This window comes from Paenibacillus sp. FSL k6-2145 (assembly GCF_037976585.1).
Taxonomy (GTDB): Bacteria; Bacillota; Bacilli; order Paenibacillales; family Paenibacillaceae; genus Paenibacillus.
Genome location: NZ_CP150267.1, coordinates 5,531,126 through 5,554,372, shown reverse-complemented (window position 1 = coordinate 5,554,372; position 23,247 = coordinate 5,531,126). Strand labels below are relative to the sequence as shown.

Genomic DNA, 23,247 nt, shown 5'->3' with positions numbered 1-23,247 from the left:
TGTTAAAGTTGATAGTATTCCATTAACTCGGATACAACAGCAACAAGTCGGTCCTTCACACGCTGTGGTTCGATGACTTGAATGGATTTCCCATAGGATAGGAGAAAATAGGGGACGTATGTATCAATTGATTTTTCATCAAATAAAAAGATGGCTTGATTAGAAGTCCGCTCTTTCAGATAATGTCCCATAAACCAATGCAGCCCCAAGTCATCCAATGCCTCTGATCGGCCTTTGATAACCAAGGAAATTAACCCCTCTTTTCCCCCTACATCAGGTAACAAATTTTGCAGAAAAAATTCACGGGCTGAAAAAGCTTGCGAACGCTTAAAGCGGATCGGAGTAAGCTTGATTTGCAGAATACGATCTGCCCGAAAGCTGCGGAACTCATTTCTCAAGTGGCAAAACGCAATGGTATACCATTTATTATTCCAGTAAACCATTCCATACGGGTCTATTACTCTATTCTTGGGTTGTTCATCACGGCTTCTGAGATAATCAATTTCGACAGACCAATCATTAGCCACGGCTTGCTCCAATTCCGCCAAGATCGGCTGAATGGATGGGTCTCCCATACGATTGATAACGTTAAACCCGGCTAAATGACGACGAAGTGTTTTTTCCTGATCCTGATTTGAATACATTTTCAATTTGGATGTTGCATTGTCCAATGCCTCACTCAAAGGGTATCCAGCTTCTTTTGCAAACACAGCAGCTTGGAGGAGTGCCTTTTTTTCTTCAATATCAAATAAAAGAGGTGCTTTGATATGCTGATTCAGCAAGCTATACCCGCCGTTGTGACCTGTATCGGAAATGATCGGTACTCCACTGGCACATAATGCATCAATATATCGATATACGGTTCTTATATTGATTTCTAACTTTTCGGACATTTGTTTTGCAGTTACTTTGGTGCCTGAATTCAGCATCCATAGAATGGCTAACATATTATCGTTCTTTGGCATAACCTGCATCCTCATCTTCAGTTCATTATTGGATATCTCCACATTATATCAGTACAGCATATTTTACATAAAACAACTTCCTTGGGCGATACTACCTAGAAATATATTCTCCGGTTTGGAGCGAAGGCTAATGAAGCAATCCACATCTAATATTAATACCTCAGAGGTTATTATTGTAGTTATCAATTCAATACTCGGAGCTGGAATTCTAACACTCCCTCGCACAATTAGTAAAGCAGTAGGAACACCAGATGTATGGATTTCTGTCATTTTATCAGGATTAATTGTTACCACAATCAGCATCCTCCTTGTAACCTTGTGTCGTAGATTCCCCGGTAAAACGGTATTCGAATTTATACCCGAAATCACAGGTCAGTGGATTGCTTATCTATTGGGACTTTTAATTATCGTGTATTTTGTTGTTCTTTGTTCATTCGAAGTTAGAGTCATGGCCGAAATTACAAGTATGTACATCCTTGAGCGCACGCCTACTTGGGTCACTATTATGGTCAGTCTGTGGATTGGTATTTATATGTTAACGGGTGGTCTTAAGGTCATCATCCGGGTCTTCTCAATCGTGTTGCCCGTTACGCTTGTGTTGCTAGCGCTGGTTTTCCTTTTAAGCACCAAGATGTTTGAACTTAATAACCTCAGACCACTCCTGGGCGATGGATTCATGCCTGTGTTGAAGGGTCTTAAACCTTCGTGTCTGTCCTATTCTGGATATGAAGTTTTACTCATCATCACAGCTTACATGGTGGACGTGAAAGCAAGCAATAAAGCTGCTATATACAGCATACTTAGTTGTACGATCATATATTTGGTCACGATTGTTACCGTTGTAGGGAACTTATCTTTGCCAGGAATTCAAACACGAATGTGGCCGACGTTCGACATGGTTCGAAGTTTTGAAATTGAGGGGTTTCTTTTTGAGCGTTATGAATCGCTGTTCATTGTGTTTTGGCTGATGCAGATCTTTGCAACCTATGCTTTTAAACACTATTTTGCGGCAATCGGAATCCGAGATTTGTTTCGTCTCAAAAATATTACGAGCATACAATTCGCGATGTTGCCAGTCTTGTATGTAATTGCTTACTTGCCTAAAAACCTGGAGGAAACGTTAGCCTTGGGTGATTTTCTTGGCAATATGTCCATTTTTTTATTTGGCTTGTTACCACTGCTACTGCTGATCATTAGTTTTGTTCGTAAAAAAGGCGGGAAGCAGGCTTCTAGTGAAGCACTTAAGGCAAGCTGAATGTTTGGTTTTTATTGTATGTGCTCAGGAGCATCTTTTCGTTCTTCTGGCTCTCCATTAGCAAAATGCATTCTGTATACAATACAAAAAAGCAAAAAAGCCGCTAAAATAGCGACTTTTAATGGGAGTATATTTTCTACATTATTTATTAAAAGTAACCTTTTCTGTTCCGCCTTCAAAAATGATGGATGTGTCTCGCGGCTTCGATTCCGCAACTTTACGGCCGCCTCTGTAGGAATAAAGTACGCCGGCTTGTTTGCGAACAGCCTCATATTCGTTCTCTGCTTCAAGTACGATGAAGTTAGCAGGTTTACCTTCTTCAATACCGTATACATCCTCAATGTGTAACGTTCTTGCGCTGTTTTTCGTAATGAGGTCGATTGAATTTACGATCTGGTCGTAACCAAGCAACTGCGAAGCATGAATCCCCATGTGCAGTACTTGCAGCATGTTGCCTGTACCGAGCGGATACCATGGATCGAAGATGTCATCGTGACCAAAGCACACATTCAGACCTGCTTCCTGCAACTCTTTGACACGCGTCAGCCCTCTTCTCTTCGGATACGTGTCGAAGCGTCCTTGCAGGTGAATGTTAACCAACGGATTGGAGACAAAGTTCAGATCTGCCATCTTCAGCAAACGGAACAACTTGTACGTATAAGCGTCATTATATGACCCCATTGCTGTCGTGTGACTTGCCGTTGTTCGTGAACCCAGTCCACGTTCATAAGCTTCCTTGGCTACAACTTCAACGAAACGGGATTGCTCGTCATCAATTTCATCGCAATGGATATCAATGAGACGATCGTATTTTTCAGCCAGATCAAACGCAACTTTCATTGAATCAACGCCATATTCCCGTGTGAATTCGAAGTGTGGAATACCCCCGACCACGTCAACGCCCATTTTCAGTGACTCTTCCAGCAATTCTGCCCCGTTTGGATAAGAGTGAATGCCTTCCTGTGGAAAAGCAACAAGCTGGATGTCCATATATGGAGCCATTTCTTCTTTTACTTCAAGCATCGCTTTAACGGCGATCAAGCTTGGATCGGTAACGTCCACATGAGTCCGTACATGCTGGATACCTTGTGCCAACTGCCACTTGAGTGCTGTTTTGGAGCGTGTTTTGACATCTTCATGTGTCAAGAAAGCCTTACGCTCTGACCAGCGTTGAATGCCTTCGAACAGCGTTCCGCTTAGGTTCCATTCCGGCTCGCCTGCGGTGAGCGTTGTATCGAGATGAATATGCGGCTCAATGAACGGTGGCAGGACAAGCGATCCGTTGACATCCAGGACTTCCTCATTGTCGGTCACTTCCAGCGATTGTGTGATTCGCTCAAACTTCCCGTCTTTCACAACAATATTCCATAGTCCTTCTTTACCCCGCAATTTTGCGTTCTGTATAATCATTTATTTTCCCCATTTCTTTGGATTCTTTGGCTGGAACAATCAGCATCAAGACGATATAGGCCACTGCTGTACCAAGCAGTGCGTTCAATGGTGTTACGCCAGGAGCCAGTTGGGCGAATGCCACGCCGATGGCCCATGCGACCATCGCTACCCAGTTTACATTTTTGAATGACATGTCAGCAAATGGCTTATAGTTTCTACGTTTTACAATGAAGTAATCTGCGATAATAATAGCCCCGATGGATGGTACCGCCGCGCCCAGTACGTTCAGGAAACTGACGAAGTTGTTGTACATCCACATGGCGAATACGGTACCCACAATGCCGTTTACGATGACGAAAAATTTCTTCGAAATTTTGGTGATGTTCGCAAAACCAAGACCTGAAGCGTACAGTGCATTATCGTTGGTCGTCCAGATATTCAAGCCCAGAACGATGATTGCCGGGATGATCAATCCTTGCAGGAACATGACCTCCGAGATATCAGCCAGGTTATAGGCCATCGCACCAACTGCACCGAACAGAAACATGAGTGAGTTACCCAGGAAGAATGCAATCACTGTTGCGGTAACTGCCTGTTTCGATGTTCGGGAAAACCGGGCAAAATCGGGTGTCAGCGTTCCGCCGCTTATGAATGATCCAATACAGATCGTCAATGCCGCCGCCGCGGTAAGCGACTGAGTCGGCGTGTAATCAAGCAACCCTTGCAGACCACCCAGCGAACCCGCACCTTCGAACATGGAGTAACCACCGAGAATGGCAATCGCAGGAACCGCGATATATCCGAGAATGACGAGTGACTTCATACCGAAGATGGCTGATGCTGTCATGGCAAGTCCGAACACGATAATCAACAGGTACACGTTCCAGTCCATGGCTTTGGCGACCGGAATCGCGAACATGGCTACGCCTACTCCGAACCATCCGACCTGTGTGAAGCCTAGCAGGAACGAAGGTAGATACGACCCTTTTGCACCGAACGCATATTTAGCGAGCAAATGTGTGGACAGCCCCGTTTTGGCAGCGATATGTGCCAGTGCCCCTGTGTAGATACCGAGCACCAGATTGCCTGCAAGTACGATGCCAATAAACTCCATGAACGTCAAGCTGACGCCCAATGTGCCTCCTGCCAGCATGCTTGCAGAGAAGAAAGTGAACCCGAGCATGACCGATAATGTCTTCCAAAAGTGGTTTCTTTGCGATTTCGGCACAGCTTGCCATGAAAACTCTTGATCTTGTTTGCTCATCAGAATACCCCCAACATAAAGTGTATCTGATACCAAAAAAAGCAGAAAAAAGAGGCTACTCGTCAAGTTATATACACTGACAAGTAGCCTCTTTTTGCATCATAACCCGCGCGAAGACACAGAGCATCCCATGACGGAATAAGCCCTTGATTCTCGCGTGATTATGAAATCCGCTGCCCTTGCCAGCCTCTCTGGACTGAATTAAAGGTACCAGTATTCAATTACATACTATTATTTTGGAAAACTCTGCAGTTGTCAATGTCATTATTATCCAACGATTATTAATTCCTTATACAGCAAGCTGTTTTTGATCACGCATACTCCGATGACAGCACACCTGCGGATTGAAAATAATGCAACGAACAAATAGATGCACGCATTGACATTTGTACAAATAAATTCACTGCGTTTTTTTCATTGTAAGCACCGGAAATGGCACCTATAATTACATGTAATTGATAATGGTTATCAACGAGAAAAAGAGAACTCAGGGGGAAACAATGATGAACAGTGCAATTAAGAAACACCTATTGATATGGGGAGCATGCTTTCTTCTTCTATCCGTCCTTGCAGCATGCAGCCGTTCGGAAAGCGCCCCTTCACAAGAACCTGTGAAGACCAACGAGCAAACGACAAAAAGCTATACAACCCAAACAGACGAAGTGATTGAAATACCCACTCATCCGCAACGGGTGATCTATCTTGGTTCAACACTTGGAGATCTCCTGGCCATGGATATTCCCGTCGTTGGAGCCAATCTGATTCATGCTTCCGAAAGCTATATTGTAGACCGATTAGAAGGTATTGAGGATGTCGGAAATCCTGGTGATTTGGAGGCAATAACAGCCTTGCAGCCTGACTTGATTTTAAATGGTTATAACCAAGATGCTGACCGAAACACCGCTTTTTCGAAGATTGCGCCTACCATTCCGTTCAACTCGGCATTACCATTTACGGAACGCGTACGCGAACTTGGCAACATTTTTGGCAAACAGGATGAGGCAGAGCAATGGATCAGCAGATTTGATACAAAAGCGGAAGCGATGTGGGACAAGCTGAATGTGGCAGAGGGCGAAACAGCGACCATCTTCTTGCAGTTGGGTAAACAGCTCTATGTGATGGGTAATCGTTCCTTGGGTGTAGTCTTGTATCAAGAGCACGGATTTGCAATTCCACCAGCAATTCAGCAAAACATTATCGACAAGGAGCTAACATTCGTCGAACTTTCGGAAGAACTAATGCCGGACTATGCTGGAGATCATCTCTTTGTCCTAACGCTGGATAATGACGAAAGTCGAGCTGAATCTGATCGGTTGTTACAGAGCACACTATGGAAAACATTGCCGGCCGTTCAGCAAGGACATGTCTACACAGCATCAGCCGATTGGAATACCGACAACCTGCTGGCACTGGAGCAATTGCTTGATGAACTACCGAAATGGATGAATCAATAATATCGCATAGATGATAACTTCGAAATCCTCCACCCCCTTTGGGTTATGGAGGATTTTTGGAGTTTGTAAACTTTTACTGCGTGTAATAAGGTCTGTAACGAAACATTCTCTAACGTGTAAAATGTGGTAAACTAGTGATTGAGAATTATTATCACTAGATCGGAGTGCTCCAGAATGCAAATGGCTTCCCTATACATCCAACTGCAGCAGCATGATCTGCTTCAGCTCACACCACTGCAGGAAACCAATCATCATAATCCATCAACCAAGAGCAAGGCTGCCAATGAATATACATTGCTTATTGCTCTGGATCATGGAATTCGGCTGTTAACAAACAACATCTCCCAAGATCTGAGCCAAGGCAGTTGTATTCTGCTCCCTACTCAGCAATCCTACATTCTCAAAACGATAAAAGAGCAAGCGCATGTAGCCCGGTTGACCTTTCTTTCTTTTCAAGTGGATAAGTCAAATCTGCTCTCGTCTTGCCCTCCTCTTATTCTTGGTTTTCCTTACAGGCTATCTCTTTCTACTATAAAATCGGCGTTGGCAGGCGAGGGTTGGATCTCTCCGTCGCCTTTGCAATCCAACAAGCTAAATCGGTTGCAGGAGAAGAAATATCCCCCTACGCATCGATCAAAATTAGCAGTTACTCAGGCACGGCTGCAACTGATACTTGGCCTGATGGCTCAGCTTGAAATCGTTCCTCCGCCAGTACAAAATGATCAAGCGGTACAGCTTACACTCAGCTATATGGAGCAGCACTACAACGAAGATCTAACCGTAGAGTTCTTGGCCGAAATGGCCGGCATGGTTCGATGGCAATATAGCAAATTGTTTAAGGTGATGACTGGCAAGAAACCAACGGATTACCTGGCAGAGCTTAGAGTCAAGCATGCTAAAAAGCTACTGTCCAGTTCTACCGATACCTTGCGTGAGATATCCAGACAAGTCGGTTTTAAGGATGAGTATTATTTCAGTCGGCGTTTTCACCAGCTCACAGGACACCCTCCACGGGAATACGCGAATATACAAAGACGTACCAGGCAAAGAACGATAACCGATTCCCTCGGCAGGCAGATTTCCCTCCCTGATGCGGCTATTCGTATTGTGGCCACAGGTACCCATACCCTTGGGGAGTTGCTTGCTATTGGTATCCGTCCAGTCGGTGCGGGTATAACTACAATGAAATCACAAGTCATATATCGGAACAAACTGCTTCAGATCTCTGACATTGGACTGCAAGCCGCACCGGAACAAGTCTCCCTGCTGAAGCCTGATCTTATACTGTTAGGCAACTATAGTGAGCAGCAGTTACCTCGACTGGATGCCATTGCACCTACCATCGTTTATCACGAATCAACCAGCACTTTTGAGCGTCTTCGTTATATTGCGGATCTTTTCGATCGAAGCAGAACGGCTGAACAGTGGATCGACCGCTATGAGGAAAGTGTCAGGAGGATACGGCGACAATTGGCGGATGATTATATTGCAGGAGAACGAGCAACTGTCTATCTGGTGCTGGGTAAAAACATATATGTTATGGGACAGACGGGATTTGCCGCTACCGTGTATGAATCACTTGGCTTTCGACCCACTGAATCCGTAAATCAACTGATCATTAATGGCAGACCTTGGATACAAATTGATTACAATAAAATCACACAATACGGTGGAGACCGAAACTTCGTGATGGTACCTCAGGAGGAGATGAATGTAAATATACCTTCTCCGCTACAAAGTTTGGTTGGCATGTTGGCACCCAGTAAAGTACATATAGTAGAAGCTGGCTGGAACTACGATGATCCCCTTACCCGTGAGAGGTTATTGACGATTCTACCCTCTATTTTTGCTAAGGATGGACTCACACCTATGCTAGTAAATGAAAAAAAATAAACCGTGAAGCACGGTTTATTTTTTCAAAACATTTTCTCTATCTTACGATATGTGTCCAACAACCTCTGGTAATACTCTTTCGTATTCCTTATATAAAACATAACGATTAACACCTCTGGAAGAGTTAAGTGCTTCATGCGCGTGCTGAATAGCGGTATCACGGTTTTCTGCTTTGAGTTCAATACCCGCGAGCAATGTTGATCGCATCCACTGTTTTTTAATGGATTGAAGTCTTTCACGCGCATCTTCACTTTTCCCGTCTTCCAAGAGTAGAATGGTTTCGTAATATGTACGGTAGTCCGATAAGCCGATATGAGGTACAGCTTGCCGAATGGCAAACATATCCTTGCGATATAATCCGTAAGCTGCCTTGAACTGTGCTTGTGTTGTTCTTCGCTTATATTTCTGCATAATTTGCTCCATAACTAGTTCTAGCTCATCATCAAGTCTGTTTGCAAGAACATAAATAATGTATGTCCCAGGTGTATTTTGCTGCTTGGATAAAAAGGACTCTAAACGATCTATACGCTTATCAAATACTAAAGGATAAAAAACATGCTTAATAAATGCGATAAGAATGGTAACGACTACAACCCCCACAATCAGAAATAGAGGATATTCGTTTATTTGCATAAACAAGACAAGCATCAATACAACCAAATAAAACCCGAATTCCCACCAAGAGTACCTCATAATGAATCTCCTTCTAATAGAAAAATAACCAGCAAGTCTATATTATATCAAATTTAATTCCCCTTTTTGTATAATCTTAGGAAACAAAAATCACGAAGAATATTCTATCTGTCGCAAAATCAAGCCTGACTAGATTTACTGATACAACAAAAAAGCCGCTGTATTATCGACTTTCAGTTGAAATAATTGAATTTATTTTTGTGCACGTAATAGTTCTTCAAAAGCTTTTATATTCGTGTCAAAATCAGGAACGGTTTGAGTTTCTTCAGCAGATTTGACCAGTTTTACAACCAAATCATTATAAGGCGTCGCAATTCCGGTGCCTTCTGCTCTGCTTGAAACAACCCCGTTAATATAATCAATTTCCGTTTTGCGGTTCTTCTCCAGATCTTGAAGCATACTTGCTTTGAGCAATCTGGAGGGCTCCATCCCGTAACGTAATGTTTTCACCCGTTCAGGGATATCTTCTTCGCTGTTCAGTTCGAGTGAACTGATGTCGAATCCATTCATTTTAACCAATGTGACCCCATTGGCACGAGCAACTTTAATCGTCTCGTCCGCAATGTGAGCTGCACTTACAATGCCGGCTTCATGATCGATGATCTCCCCATATTCACCATTTAATGCAGCAGACAAACCACTGAATGCATTGTTGATCAGCAATTTGGACCATTTGGTTCCAACCAGGTTATCGGAAATATGTGTTCCACCCACAAGATCCAACACCGATTTCACGCGTTGAATTCGTTCGGTGATTTCACCATTTAATTCGCCAATCTGAAAAGCATACTGTTTAAATTGAGTGTACTCGATTGTAAGACTTGATACACCTGGTCTAATAAACGTAGCGCCAAATTCAACGGAGCCTGCAATGACGCGTTTTTCACCAACAATAGACGCGACTTTTTCTTCCGGAATCCCGTTCTGCAAAGAACACACCATACTGTCTTCTTTCAAGAATGGAAGTAATTCCTGAAGAATGGAATCGTTGTAGAGTTGTTTGGTTAAAAGTAAAACGAGGTCATATTGTCCTGATTTCTGATCAGGAGTAATTGCTTTTACTTTGGCCTGAAACTCTGTGGTACCCGTCACTTTAGCACCCGCTTGATTCAAAGCATCTACATGTTCCTGATATGCATCAATTAACTCAACGTCCATTCCGCCATCCGCAAGGTATGCGCCTACGATGGTTCCCAAAGATCCTGCTCCTACAATTGCAATTCTCATTATATTTTTCCTCCTTATTTCTCTTCCAGGTAGTTGTATACAGGTTGTGCAGCGTTTAAGGTTAAGTTGGTAAGAATATGAGAAGCGGACACAACTTCCAACACAGGCAGATCTGCAAGAGGTGCCAATGCATGTTCGAACAATTGAAGCCGGGCAGGTCCTGTCCAAGCTTCTTTCACTTCGATGTCCGTAATTTGAGTACGGATCAGATCACATATTCTTAAATTCCCGGTATAGTCCGTAGCAATCTTAATCATAAAATTAGGTCGGCATATTTCACGTTTGGCGATATCCTTATCCATCTCCACGTGTTTATAGCCCATCGTAGCCGTGGCTACACGCAGTGTTCCATAATCAAGTGTGCCAACAAGTGTATCTGAATCGGTATACAACTTGGGTGCACCCAGCTTTTTCGGATAGGCGGTGAGCTCTCGACCACTGGCTATTGCGGGGAAATTGTCTACGTACATCGAATGCACATAATCGCCTTCCTCCCCATTGAATTGCACAGGGATAACTTGTCCAGCTTCGGTATAGGCACCCAATCCAGAAACATCCGGCATCCACATCACTTCGAATTTAACCAAAGGTTCCGTAATTTCCAGTGGTTCTGGTACGGCTGCCCGCAACGCTTTTTCATCGGTTCGGTAAATAATATTCAAGTATTCACGATTCACGAATTTGTACGGTGGCATCGGGTATGCCGGTGCCGTTAGTGGTGTATTCAGATTTTTAGTTATGTTATTCACATCGATTTTCATCAAAGACACCTACCTCATAAATTTAGTTAAGTTTTGTTATATAAAAATTTGATCTGTATCTCATAAAAAAATTCTACATCAATATTTAAATTTAATATAATACATAATAAGTACTATATATATTTATCAGAATAAATAAGGAGTGCGCTTGAATGGAATTGCTTCAACTCAAATACTTTCAGACCGTTGCCTATACTGAACATATCTCCAAGGCAGCTGCACAATTGAATATCGCTCAACCTTCCCTAAGCTTGACGATTAAAAGACTTGAGGATGAACTGGCTACCCCCCTATTTCATAGGAGAGGACGAAACATTCAATTGAATTCCTCAGGTGAGATTTTATTGAAGCATGTAAACCGGATTTTTATTGAAATTGAAAATGCAGAGATGGAGATTAAAGCGGAGGAACAGCAAATATCCAATACAATCAAGATCTCAATTACGAATACCCGATTTCTCACTGGCCTCATTAGTGACTATATTAACGCTTCCCCCGAAACCAAGCTTCATCAGGGTATTGGAACCCGCAGTGAAATTATTACAGGTTTGAAGAAAGGGGACACGCATCTGGGGATTACGGGGCATCCGATTCAGGATGAGGAGATTGAGAGTGTTGTCCTGGTTGAGGAGGATATTGTTCTGGTTGTGCCCACGGACCATGCATACGGTGGAAAGACAAGCATTTCATTAAGTGTTGTTGCAAATGATCCCTTTATTTCCCTTGCCGATAATAAGGAGTACAGCCGATTTACCACCATGCTCTGTGAAAAAGCAGGCTTCCTCCCCAATCATGCATTTGAGGTCGATTCTCATACGCTGCTTGAAATTATCAGCCTTAATCAGGGTGTTGCATTAATTCCGATCTCCGTATGTAGAACACTAGGGTTACGTTATGTAAAAATTGCAGATGATTCAGCTATATATCCCATTAGCCTATCCTGGGTCAAACAAAAATGGTTATCTCCTGCTGTAAGAGAATTTCGTAATTTTATTACTTCGTATTATGAAGACCATGCTGGCTTGTTTAAAGTGGAATAGGATTTCTTTATACATGACAAACGATAAAAACAAAGACCAGGTTAGTTCCTTGGAAGGAACCGACATGGTCTTTTGTCGTTATCGTTCTTAGCTATACTGCAGTCTATCCTTGTACCAAACGTCCGGAATCATCTTACGCTCCAGTTCCAACAATTCATGGATGATCTTGTCCGCGTCACTGATGGAACTTACCAGCGGGTCGGTGAGCATCGCCCTTCTCAGCTTCTCGTAGCTCTGTTCCAGAACAGCTTCAACCGTAAGCTCATGCGTATCCAGTACAAGTTCTTGCATACCTCTAATTCCGCGAGGCATCTCGCCTACATGGAGTGGCTTCACTCCATCCATATCTACATCGCACAGTAGTTCTAGGAACGAATCGTTATTCATATTGGTTACCGCGCCTTGATTGAGCGTATTGATGAAGAACTTTTTGCCCAAGTTCCCCACCATATTCTCAATGATGTCAGTCGCATGATCTGGTCCGAAGGTGCTCATGTAATCGGCAATCGGGATGTTCCCTGCAAGAAAGTCATCCACCTGACGCCACATTTCGTCGTGACGCTCATATCTGTCCTCTGTCTCCCAGATCGATAATGGAGGAATGGTGTCCGCAGTTTTGCAAAGACCCTGCCAAAACCGAACGTATTCCTTCGTATGCGCCGTACAAGTGGGAATGATTCCAAAAATATTATATAGTTCATAGGTAATTGCATCGTTGAAAAGAGCTTTTGCGCCGCGATCACCGCCGTTATTCTCGTCACCTGCCATCTTGCGCATGGCTTCTGCGATCGTGGGCATCACATTTTTTCCTCCATACTCGGCTTTGAGCAGCCAAGTGAAATGATTGACACCCGCGATGCGAAAATCGAATTTCTGGTTGATCTCCTCAGTGAACTGGCTATTGTCTCCAATGATACCCGCTCTTACGGCGTAATAGGCTTTCTTATGCGGCATATGATGACTATCGCACAGCGCAAACGATTTAAGCTTCGGAGCATATCGATGTAATGCGATGCCATGAACGGTAGACGGGTTAATATAATTGATCACCCAAGCATCCGGACACAACTCCTCAATGTCTGTGGCGCATTCCATAATAACCGGCAGTTCCCGCATCGCGCGAAAGATTCCGCCCGGGCCAATCGTATCGCCAGAACACATGCGAATCCCATACTTTAGAGAAACCTGGCAGTCGATGCCCCGATATTTCACCGATTTTTCCGCAAAGCTGAGCACAACGAAGTCGGCTCCCGGAAGCACCTGTCTTCGGTTCACTGAACCCTCAATCTTTAGGGAGACGTTGTTCTCCTTGGCGACCATTTCCGCTAGTTTTACCATTTTCGAGAGCCGTTCCTCGTCCGTATCCACCAAAGCCAACGTTCCCTGATTCAAATATGGGGAGTGTACCATCTGCCAGATGGACTGCCGACCAAAAAACAGGCTGCCCGCCCCAATAACAACTACCTTTGGATGCTGTGTACTTGTAGCATTCATCAATAACCCCTCCTCGTAACGATATAAATTCATTATAGGTGGGTGGGCTGGAATCGGAATGTGTGATAGTTTTCAATACATGTCATATCGTACGGTAGTTAACAAGAGATAATTCCTTTGATATGATAGTGAAAAATAAAGGATGTCATAAAGTAGAGAGGAATGAGTTTGGTTAGATGCATGCCGGAACTGTAAATATGAGTGTAATCGACGAACTTTCAGAGTATATCACACTTCGCATGAGCTCTTATTTGGAACAAACGCACGACAGTAATTGGACAGAGCACAAGTCTCATTCCGATTATGATCTGTGGTTCATTACAGCAGGCTCCGTCCAGATTACCATCGATGGAATCGAGCATATGGCAGAACCGGGTGACGTGGTGTTTTTTTATCCGGATATGCCCTATATGGCTTCCACGACCGGAGAGTTTTGCCGATTCGTTTACATGCACTTTGATTTCAGCATCGCTGAGCAAAAAAGAATTCTCGGCGAGTTTCATCTCCCGGGCATTGTACCTGGTAATCTGATTCGAGAGGAATCAACGCTGTTCACCTCGTCCTATCGAAGATTCAAGCAGAGTAGCGGCGCTTCCGCCAGTCCACTTTACTTGAAAGCCTCTCTGCTTCTCGTCATCGCCAAAATTTTGGAATTACACGGGCAAGGCTTATATCACGGTGAGTTTCTGAAAGACCGGAAACTGAGGAAAATCGAAGGAAGTCTGGAGGTTCTACAGAATGTGTTCTCATACGTGGATGAGAATCTGCATCGTGCCATCCGAGTTAACGAACTTGCAGATATTGCCGGCGTCTCTGAGAAATATTTTATTTCTTTGTTCAAAAAAATTCTCGGTATAACACCTGGGCAGTATATCAATCAGATCAAAATGAACCGGGCCAGAGACTATCTGTACGAGAAAAAATATACGATCCAGCAAATTGCCGGATTTCTGGGTTATCCCGATCCCTTTACGTTCTCCAAAGCATTCAAAAAATTCTACAACGTGCCTCCTTCCAAATTTGAATAACATGCCGCAGACAAACAAAGAGGCAACCGGTCGATCCGGCTGCCTCCATACTTGATGAATCATTGGTTATTCAGGGTTTAGTTTACGTACAGGTCCCTTCAGCGTCCCTCATACTCAAAAGGAGCTTCAGTGGAATACATCTCATGGAAAAATCCTTTATACGGTATATCCTCTTCCAGACATTTAATGAGATACAACAGTGCTTCGTCAGCTTCCGGTTCTTCGCCAGCACGCTGCATTTCCTCAAATTGACCTAGAATATTCTCCAAGAGAGTAACTTGAATAAATAAAGGCAGCTTCTCCAACATCGAATCTTCGATCTTGGTCTCGGAAGTATATCCAGCGAGGGCATTTTGAAAATAGTCATCCATGAAATGTCTGCGTTTATCCGCATCCGGCTCAAATTGAACCCAGCCGACTCCGTGTGTCCATAGATCGGCCAGATCATACATATACCAACCAAAGCATGAATTATCAAAATCATACACGGTGATCTGTCCGGTATCAAAATCGATCGAGTAATTCCCATCGTTATAATCAAAATGGATCATGCCAAATGTCTCTTGGTTTGTATCCAAACCTTGTAAGGTATTCAGGAGCTCAACCATCTTCTCCTTAAGCAGAGGGAATGATTCAGGTACCAGGTTATCGATATATTCACCGCTGTAATTGTCAATCAAATGATGCCGGCGATGAACGGGAGTGTACCCTTTCGATAGCTGATGCATTTTCCCCAGAACTTTACCGCTATTATAATAGTATTCGGTAAGTGGGACCCCTTCACGATACTGATAATGGTTCTCTACCAGCAACTTTCCCTTGGCCTTCACAAACATACATACAAAGAATGTATGCTCATCATAAGTGATCTCTTCTAACAAAAAGCCCTTTTTCGAGCTAACTACATTCGAGACACTTGCACCGTGCTCAAACAGATACCGGACATACTCCAGTTCGGCAATGTAATCTTCCCGCTTTCTGTCAGGCAAAAAAGACACCCGTAAAATTAGCGATTCACGCCCCTCTTGCTCGCATGTGTAAACGACATTACGTCCACCCTCATGAGGCGGAATAAGCTGAATATTGTAACCCTCCAGGTCAAACAACTCGGATACCAATGCCAGTACATGCGTATTGCTGATGATAACAGCTTCGTTAAAATTAATAATAATCTCCTCCAGTAAACATTGTTTGGACGGTTTCCCGCACTGCAATGTCCACAAAAGGAATCTCTGTAACGCAAATATCCTTTTGTGAACCTAAAGCATAATCACCTTGTTAGACATTGAATTCACTCCTCTTGTTTGAATATCACAAGTTTACATAATTATCCCTGATTTTACTAGTGTAAAATAAAGAACCGCCCATACGGGCGGCGTGTAAGAATTTTGTATAATTATAGGATTTCTCCGTTCGTTTCAATAACTTGTTTGTACCAGTAGAAGGAATCCTTGCGGGTTCTTTCCAATGAACCATTGCCGGCATTGTCTTGATCTACATAAATGAAACCATAACGTTTGCCCATTTCAGAAGTCGAGCAACTAATGATATCGATAGGTCCCCAGCTAGTGAAACCCATCAATTCAACGCCGTCAGCGACAGCTTCTTTCATCTGTTCAATGTGGCTACGCAAGTAATTGATGCGATAAGGATCATGCACTGCCCCGTCCTCTTCAGGTGTGTCGATAGCACCCAGCCCGTTCTCAACGATGAAGAGCGGCATCCGGTAACGATCATACAATCGGTTCAGGGCGACGCGAAGACCAATCGGATCAATAGGCCATCCCCATTCGGTAGCTTTCAGATGAGGGTTTTTGATCTGACTTACCAGCATACCAGAGTTGCTGTTGTCATTGGGGTCATATTTTCCGATATACGTCATGTAATAACTGAAAGCAATAAAGTCCACGGTATTATCCCGAATAATGGCATCGTCGTTAGGAGCTTTAACCAGTTCAATGCCGTTTTCCTCAAAATATCTTTGCATATAGGATGGGTATTCGCCTCGTGCCTGCACCTCTGGGTAGAACAGGTTCATCTGATCTTCCTTCATCGTCTGCAACACATCTTCCGGTTTGCTAGAAGCAGCATACGTTTCCAGACGGCAGATCATGCAACCAATCTGAGCATTTGGCATCTTCTCTTTACCACTTTTGACAGCCAGTGAGCTTGCTACAAATTGATGATGAGTTGCCTGATAGGCTACTTGCTCTGGTGTACCCTTAATTTTATCTTCCAGAATGCCGCCGCCAGTATACAGACTTGTCAGCATCATATTCATTTCATTGAAGGTAATCCAGTATTTCACTTTGTCTTTGTAACGGTCAAACAGCGTATTGGCAAATTTCAGATACAGATCGATCATCTCGCGGCTTTCCCAGCCGTTGTACTTGCGGGTTAACTCTACGGGCATCTCGTAGTGAGAGATCGTTACGAGCGGCTCAATGCCGTATTTCAAGAGTTCGTCAAGCACGTTATCATAGAAGGCAAGACCAGCTTCATTGGGAACGGCTTCTTCTCCTGTAGGGAAGATCCGTGTCCAGGCGATCGAAAGACGAAACACTTTGAAGCCCATCTCCGCAAACAAGGCAATGTCTTCTTTGTAGCGGTGGTAGAAATCCACGCCGTTCCGTTTCGGGAAATATACGTTGGTGTTACCGCTCAGGTATTCTTCCAATTGAACAGAATCGACGTCGAAGGTGAAATCCTTGCCATTGCGCTCCTCATGAGGAACGAATGGAGCCATGTCTGAGGTAGAGAGTCCTTTGCCGTCTGCGTCAAATGCACCTTCCAGCTGATTGGCAGCGGTAGCTCCGCCCCATAAAAATCCTTTAGGAAATGAGTGTTTAATTGTTTTTGTCATGTTGTTTCTCTCCTTTTTTTGTGTATGGTATTCATGAAGCTGTTAACTAACGGTGAGGAGAAGCAATTCATTCATTGGAATCACCCCCTTCACCTGAACAGGTACTACATCGAGGTAATCCGGCGTATTGGTTACGATGACTGGTGTCACAAGGTCAATACCCGCACCCTGAATGCCATCCATATCAAATTCCAGAAGTAAATCACCCTTCTTCACTTCTTGTCCAGCAACAACCTTCACGTCAAAAAATTTCCCTTTGAGCGATACGCTGTTTAGTCCAACATGAATGAGAATGTCAATTCCACTGGATGAGGTCAGCATAATCGCATGTTTACTTTTGGCAACCAACGTGACGGTTCCGTCAAAAGGAGCTGTAACACGTCCATCCTGCGGACGAATTGCAATACCTTTCCCGGTCATTTCCTCAGCAAACGTTTGATCTGGAAGCTCTGCGAGCGGCACCAATTCACCAGTGAGCGGGCTGAACACCTCCCCCTTCTTTTCCTCGATGGAATGTACTGTGACAGGTGTCACCGTTTCTTGAGAAAAGGCAGTAGTTGTATTCAGTTCCTGTTCGGTTAATGTTTGTGCTGAGTCGGACATGGCGGAATTGCGTGTATTTGGCTCTTCCCACTTGAGCAGCAAAGTCACTACGAAAGAAACGCTAAAGCTGATGCCAATTCCGATTAATGCATACCAGAAATTGGACATGCCACCATTCGGGCCAATATATAACGGAAGTGAAAGCAATCCTGGTACAGCAAAACCGAAGCATTTCAGACCCACTGCGGTAATAAAGCCACCTCCTGCTGCCCCACCAATGAGTGAAGCGTAAAACGGTTTTTTCAGCTTCAAGGTGACACCATACAGTGCGGGTTCAGTAATACCAAGCAAGGCTGATATGCCACTGGATAAAGCAATGGATTTCATTTTTTTATCTTTGGTCTTGAGGAAAACAGCCGTGACTGCACCAGCCTGACTCATATTGGTTATCAGGTTGATCGGTAGCAAAAGCACGTCATATCCAAGTTTGCTCAGATTCTGCAATGTGCCTGGGAAGAACGCATAATGCATACCCGTCATAACAATCAGAGGCATGAGGCCGCCGAGAATAATGCCGGTTAACGGACCTGAATGGGCAAAGAGCCAGGAAGTACCCATTTCCAGATAGATGCCCATGTAATTCCCTAGGGGGCCAATCGCAATTAATAGAATTGGCACCGTGATGACTAGCACAATCATCGAGGTAAAGATGACTTTGACAGGACCGGGAATAAAACGATCGACCCAGCGATGTACATAACTCAGAAGCCACACACCCAGAATAATGGGAATAACGGACTGGGTATAATTCACAATGGACACGGGCAGCGAGAGAAAACGAATTGGTTCAAGCTGGTTTGCCAGATACGCATTCAGAATCGTTGGATACAATAAAGTACCTGCAAGCGTCAGGGCGATATATTCATTCACTTTGAACTTGCGGGCAGATGATAGAGCCAGAAGGAAAGGCAAGAAATAAAAGGCCGCATTAGCGATTGAGGACAGAACTTGATACTCACCGCTTTTCTCCTGTATCGCGCCAAGTGTAACGAGCAGTGCCAGAATCCCCTTTAACATCCCGGTACCTACGATGGCAGGCAGAATCGGAGTAAAAATGCCGGAGATTGTATCCAAAACAGCATTAATCCCTTTAGAGCGCGGCGCGTCTGTTTCAGGCTTTGATATGCCACTATGCTTCATCTGATCCTCGATCTGCTCATATACGGCTGCAACCTGGTTACCAATTACCACTTGAAACTGATCGTTCTGAAACTGTGCACCGAGCACGCCATCGAGTGCTTTGATCTGTTCCAATTGAACTTTGTTTTGCTCTCGAACATTGAAGCGAAGTCGTGTGATACAATGCCAAGCTTGCGTAATATTTTCCTGTCCGCCCGTTAATCGAATAATTTCTTTGGACAACTCCCGGTGATTCATGATGCTTCCTCCTTTTTTGGCGAAAAAAAAACCAAATGTATTACCGGCCCGCCGCAGATGCGGAGTCGGAAACATTTGGTGGTGCCTGATCGAATCAGTAACACTCCATATTCAATTCATATTGATGATGGTATAACTTCAAACAGGTTGTATTGAGATTAATCCATATCGGTACGGGATGTCACTCTCTCGATGTGTATCATGAGATATACCATCTCATCGGGAGTAATCACGAATCCGCGTTGCCTCTCCATCGCCTCCTTTATTTTGAGTGCGCATTGGAAGCTGATAGGATATCGCTCCGACAATACATCATATAGAAATTGCTGATCTTTAAAAGAGAGCACTTCCCGGTTCAACTGACGTACAATGAAGTATCTCAGATGGGTGATGAACCTGGAAAAATCAGCAGATTCCTGATTCAGTACCATTCCGAAATGTTCCGTCATGATCCCTATAATGTCGTTAATCATCTGTGTAATTTTAATTGTTTGGTTCATGCTGCCCGAGTCGAATTGAGAGTTCACGAAATGAAGGGCAATAGAGCTTGATTCACCAGATGGCAGTGAGACCAGAAAAGCTTCATTGATTTTTTGAACTGCCCATTCTCCGGCACGGTATTCGGCAGGATATAGATGGCGAATGTCCCAGTGAAGCGGATTTTGCACATCCACGCCTTTTTTGAAACGATCCAGCGCAAAATGAATATGGTCCGCCAGTGTTAACAGGATCGAGTCATTCAGCTTTTTTCCAATCAGCGTCTTGCCTTCTTCAATAATCTGATCCGTAATGTCGATGACTTGCAGAGGGATATCGCTGAGAAATTGCTCGACTCGCTGATATTTGTCATTCGAGCCGATTCTGAACATTTTCTGGATCTGGCTCTGCTCAATCGGCTGTCCTTTCATTTTTTTGAAGCCAACACCCGTTCCGATGACAATGACTTCGCAACCTTCCGTGTCTTCCGCCAGGGCGATGTTATTGTTTAACGATTTTTTGAACCTCATGATGTTCTCACCCCCAATATACAAAAAGCACCACCATGATCCAGAACACAAGTCAAACAAACTTGTGAAATCCAGATTGTGGTGGTGCCTGATCGAATCAGTGACACTCCTTATTTAGCTGTATTCTATACCAGCCATGTAATCGTTGTCAATACCATTACTCTGGAATTGTTATGCACTTCGTTCATATGGAGGTTACCTCTATATAAACTAACATGAAATCGCATATCCTATTCATCCGAAGTTTGGTTTTCCTGAGCATTATAATAGTACCGAATCAGGATATCCTGATCATAGTTGCCAAAACCTTTGCCAAACAGGGTAAGCCCACCTCGGCCAGCTACTCCCTCTTCCGGCTTCAATCCAAACGTCCAGTAGGTGGAAGAATCCAGTTGCAGATCATGGATACGCACATCCGAGATGCGCTGGCCATCCATAAACGTCCCTTCTCCGTTAATGCGCAGTACTTTCAGTACACCATACTGGTTGACGTCCAATTTCCACCATAGCGGTGTATGCTTGCCTTTCCGATCCCCAAAGTCCCCTGGGCTTGTCCATGTTCCCAAGTGATTGCCATTAAGTGAGAAGCGAATGTCGGAAGGCCAGTTTTCATTGACTTGGGGTGCTTCCGAACTGAGTTCGAGTGAAATTTCAATTTCCTGGAGATGCTGTTCTGTATTGAGATAATTGGGAATCTTATATTCCAGAAAACCTCGTGCCATCCAAAGGATTCCCGCATTCACCCGATCCGGATCCATGAAGCAGGCTGGTGTGTCATATTGTCCAATCATTTGCGTTGTTGTTGCAATGCCACAGGTGGGCCAAGCTTCGTAATCCGTATACTGACCAACCGGAATAGAGACTTCATGGTAAGGAGCATCTACTGGGTCAGGAGAAAGATTGATAGTCATAAATTCTTGCAGAATAAAGCAGTATTTATACGTTCCACCGTTCTCGCGCTTCATGCGGCTGCCTACGATGCCCGCTTTCTGCAATTTGCTTACATGTGTACTAACGATGGCTTTGCTCAGGTACAGCTCTTTGGCAAGCGCATTAATATGCATCTCCCTGTTTTGCAATAATAAACGAACGATATTTAAACGGGCCTCACTGGCGAGCGCCTCATATATGATCAAGGACGGGGCATCCGTGCCAAGCATCATGACCTTCACTTCCTTATCTCTATAGAATTCAATATATTATTGATTTAGGATTCGTTTTTTAGCGAACCCTGCGAAATGAACTTGCTCAATATAATAGCATTATGATACACATTAGATAACAAATCAATCCGTTGATTTTGCTTTTATGCGAACTCATCTCGAAATAAAGTTTATTACACACCTAAAATTAATTCTATGGAGGTTTTCCCATTGCTTACATCCAAAATGCTTATTGATAAAGACTTTCAGATTGCTGAAGTAGATCCACGTGTCTATGGTTCATTTATAGAACATCTGGGACGGGCCGTATACGGCGGTATTTATGATCCAGGTCATCCTACGGCAGATGCTCAAGGTTTCCGTCAGGACGCCATTGAAGCGATCAAGGCTCTGAACGTACCCATCGTTCGGTATCCGGGCGGCAATTTCGTATCCGGTTACAATTGGGAGGACGGCGTCGGTCCGGTAGCGGAGCGTAAACGCAGACTTGAACTGGCATGGTGGACGATTGAAACAAATGCGGTAGGAACAAACGAATTTGCAGATTGGGCCAAACTGGTTGGAACCGAAGTCATGATGGCTGTAAATCTGGGTACTCGCGGCATTGATGCGGCCAGAAACCTGGTCGAATACACCAACCACCCATCTGGCACATACTGGAGTGATCTGCGTATTTCTCATGGTTACAAGGAGCCGCATAAATTCAAAACGTGGTGTCTAGGCAACGAAATGGATGGCCCTTGGCAGATTGGTGCGATGACCGCACATGAATATGGCCGTATTGCCAATGAGACCGCTAAAGCGATGAAATGGGTAGACCCGGATATCGAGCTTGTGGCCTGCGGCAGTTCCAGCCGTGACATGAGTACATTTGCAGATTGGGAAGCAACCGTGCTGGATCTCACCTATGAAAATGTGGACTACTTGTCCCTGCATCAGTATTACAACAACAACAAAGACAACACGTATGACTTCCTGGCGACATCGCTGGATTTGGATCAATTTATTGATAGTGTTGCTTCGATCTGTGATTTTGTACAAGCCAAAAAACGCAGTAAGAAAAAATTGATGCTGTCCCTGGATGAATGGAATGTCTGGAAATCCATTGGCACAAGCCGTATGGAAGAACGCTGGCAGATTGCTCCTCCTGAATTTGAAGATGTATACACGCATGAAGATGCACTAGCCGTGGGCTGTTATCTGATTACCATACTCAAGCACGCCGACCGTGTAAAAATGGCTTGCCTTGCTCAGTTGATTAACACCATTGCACCAATCATGACCGAGAACAACGGAGCGATCTGGTTCCAGACGACCTATTTCCCGTTCATGCATGCATCCAACTTCGGACGTGGTACGGTGTTGCGATCCATCACAACTTCACCTAAATATGATTCCAAAGACTTTACAGATGTGCCTTATCTCGAAGCAATCAGTGTGCATGATGAAGAGAACGGCACAATCACAATCTTTGCGGTGAATAGACATCTGGATGAGCAAATGGAACTGAATGTGGACCTGCGTTCCTTCGGAGAAACGACATTCGTGGAGCATATCGTACTGGAGAACAACGACTTGAAAGCCACTAATACCAAAGAAAACCCACGTAACGTTGTTCCTCACAACGGCGGATATACAACGGTTGACCAGGGTAAAGTGCAAGCAGTCTTGAACAAAGCATCATGGAACGTGATTCGCCTCAAAACCAAACAGGCATAAAGGCTTAATAACAGCGGAATAGAATCGGTTTCCACTCTGCAATACAGCA

The 23,247-nt window shown here is 44.1% G+C and carries 18 protein-coding genes; 6 read left to right on the top strand and 12 right to left on the bottom strand.

Translation table 11 applies throughout. The annotated features are described in order from the left end of the window. Positions 1–2: 2 nt before the first annotated feature. The gene (locus tag NZ043_RS24590; protein WP_249910650.1) at positions 3–965 is read right to left on the bottom strand and encodes a WYL domain-containing protein; all 963 of its coding nucleotides are present in this window, start codon (positions 963–965) and stop codon (positions 3–5) included. A gap of 130 nt (positions 966–1,095) precedes the next feature. Here NZ043_RS24590 and NZ043_RS24585 point away from each other — a divergent pair, with 130 nt between their 5' ends. Further along, the gene (locus NZ043_RS24585; RefSeq protein ID WP_091030324.1) at positions 1,096–2,220 is read left to right on the top strand and encodes a GerAB/ArcD/ProY family transporter; all 1,125 of its coding nucleotides are present in this window, start codon (positions 1,096–1,098) and stop codon (positions 2,218–2,220) included. A 141-nt stretch (positions 2,221–2,361) separates the two neighbouring features. Here NZ043_RS24585 and NZ043_RS24580 read toward each other — a convergent pair whose 3' ends face one another. Continuing rightward, the gene (locus NZ043_RS24580; RefSeq protein WP_091030327.1) at positions 2,362–3,630 is read right to left on the bottom strand and encodes a cytosine deaminase; all 1,269 of its coding nucleotides are present in this window, start codon (positions 3,628–3,630) and stop codon (positions 2,362–2,364) included. After that, positions 3,599–4,876 carry a cytosine permease gene (codB, locus tag NZ043_RS24575; protein WP_091030329.1) on the bottom strand — a complete coding sequence of 426 codons (1,278 nt, stop codon included), beginning with the start codon at positions 4,874–4,876 and terminating at the stop codon, positions 3,599–3,601. The genes NZ043_RS24580 and codB overlap by 32 nt, the downstream gene beginning before the upstream one ends. 500 nt (positions 4,877–5,376) lie before the next feature. Here codB and NZ043_RS24570 point away from each other — a divergent pair, with 500 nt between their 5' ends. Continuing rightward, positions 5,377–6,330 carry an ABC transporter substrate-binding protein gene (locus NZ043_RS24570; RefSeq protein WP_339309470.1) on the top strand — a complete coding sequence of 318 codons (954 nt, stop codon included), beginning with the start codon at positions 5,377–5,379 and terminating at the stop codon, positions 6,328–6,330. A gap of 174 nt (positions 6,331–6,504) precedes the next feature. Then, on the top strand, positions 6,505–8,223 hold the full coding sequence (locus tag NZ043_RS24565; protein ID WP_339309469.1) for an AraC family transcriptional regulator: 1,719 nt from the start codon (positions 6,505–6,507) through the stop codon (positions 8,221–8,223). A 42-nt stretch (positions 8,224–8,265) separates the two neighbouring features. On the opposite strand, the gene NZ043_RS24560 is transcribed toward NZ043_RS24565, so the two are convergent. The 3 genes from NZ043_RS24560 to NZ043_RS24550 form a co-directional block, all read right to left on the bottom strand. Further along, positions 8,266–8,916, bottom strand: coding sequence for a hypothetical protein (locus NZ043_RS24560; RefSeq protein ID WP_339309468.1), 651 nt, complete (start codon positions 8,914–8,916; stop codon positions 8,266–8,268). Positions 8,917–9,108: 192 nt separating this feature from the next. Continuing rightward, positions 9,109–10,143: a ketopantoate reductase family protein gene (locus NZ043_RS24555; RefSeq protein ID WP_133384817.1), complete on the bottom strand. Its 1,035-nt coding sequence runs from the start codon at positions 10,141–10,143 to the stop codon at positions 9,109–9,111. 14 nt (positions 10,144–10,157) lie between these two features. Further along, positions 10,158–10,904 carry an acetoacetate decarboxylase gene (locus NZ043_RS24550; RefSeq protein ID WP_339312852.1) on the bottom strand — a complete coding sequence of 249 codons (747 nt, stop codon included), beginning with the start codon at positions 10,902–10,904 and terminating at the stop codon, positions 10,158–10,160. Positions 10,905–11,056: 152 nt separating this feature from the next. On the opposite strand from NZ043_RS24550, the gene NZ043_RS24545 reads away from it, so the two are divergent. Continuing rightward, positions 11,057–11,944, top strand: a complete 888-nt coding sequence (locus NZ043_RS24545) for a LysR family transcriptional regulator (RefSeq protein WP_133384815.1) — start codon at positions 11,057–11,059, stop codon at positions 11,942–11,944. Between the two features lie 87 nt (positions 11,945–12,031). On the opposite strand, the gene NZ043_RS24540 is transcribed toward NZ043_RS24545, so the two are convergent. Beyond that, on the bottom strand, positions 12,032–13,438 hold the full coding sequence (locus NZ043_RS24540; protein WP_339309467.1) for a glycoside hydrolase family 4: 1,407 nt from the start codon (positions 13,436–13,438) through the stop codon (positions 12,032–12,034). A 197-nt stretch (positions 13,439–13,635) separates the two neighbouring features. Here NZ043_RS24540 and NZ043_RS24535 point away from each other — a divergent pair, with 197 nt between their 5' ends. After that, positions 13,636–14,466, top strand: coding sequence for an AraC family transcriptional regulator (locus tag NZ043_RS24535; RefSeq protein ID WP_339309466.1), 831 nt, complete (start codon positions 13,636–13,638; stop codon positions 14,464–14,466). Positions 14,467–14,564: 98 nt separating this feature from the next. Here NZ043_RS24535 and NZ043_RS24530 read toward each other — a convergent pair whose 3' ends face one another. From NZ043_RS24530 to NZ043_RS24510, 5 genes are all read right to left on the bottom strand, one after another. Further along, positions 14,565–15,689 carry a phosphotransferase gene (locus NZ043_RS24530; RefSeq protein WP_339309465.1) on the bottom strand — a complete coding sequence of 375 codons (1,125 nt, stop codon included), beginning with the start codon at positions 15,687–15,689 and terminating at the stop codon, positions 14,565–14,567. Between the two features lie 173 nt (positions 15,690–15,862). After that, positions 15,863–17,329, bottom strand: coding sequence for a family 1 glycosylhydrolase (locus NZ043_RS24525; protein ID WP_339309464.1), 1,467 nt, complete (start codon positions 17,327–17,329; stop codon positions 15,863–15,865). Between the two features lie 42 nt (positions 17,330–17,371). Next, on the bottom strand, positions 17,372–19,309 hold the full coding sequence (locus NZ043_RS24520; RefSeq protein ID WP_339309463.1) for a beta-glucoside-specific PTS transporter subunit IIABC: 1,938 nt from the start codon (positions 19,307–19,309) through the stop codon (positions 17,372–17,374). A 158-nt stretch (positions 19,310–19,467) separates the two neighbouring features. Next, positions 19,468–20,316 carry a PRD domain-containing protein gene (locus tag NZ043_RS24515; RefSeq protein ID WP_339309462.1) on the bottom strand — a complete coding sequence of 283 codons (849 nt, stop codon included), beginning with the start codon at positions 20,314–20,316 and terminating at the stop codon, positions 19,468–19,470. A 230-nt stretch (positions 20,317–20,546) separates the two neighbouring features. After that, positions 20,547–21,479 (bottom strand): ArsR family transcriptional regulator, encoded by a 933-nt coding sequence (locus NZ043_RS24510; RefSeq protein WP_133384811.1) that lies wholly within the window; start codon positions 21,477–21,479, stop codon positions 20,547–20,549. Between the two features lie 225 nt (positions 21,480–21,704). Here NZ043_RS24510 and NZ043_RS24505 point away from each other — a divergent pair, with 225 nt between their 5' ends. After that, complete coding sequence (locus NZ043_RS24505) at positions 21,705–23,198, top strand: alpha-N-arabinofuranosidase (protein ID WP_165980277.1); 1,494 nt, start codon at positions 21,705–21,707, stop codon at positions 23,196–23,198. The last annotated feature ends 49 nt before the right edge of the window (positions 23,199–23,247 follow it).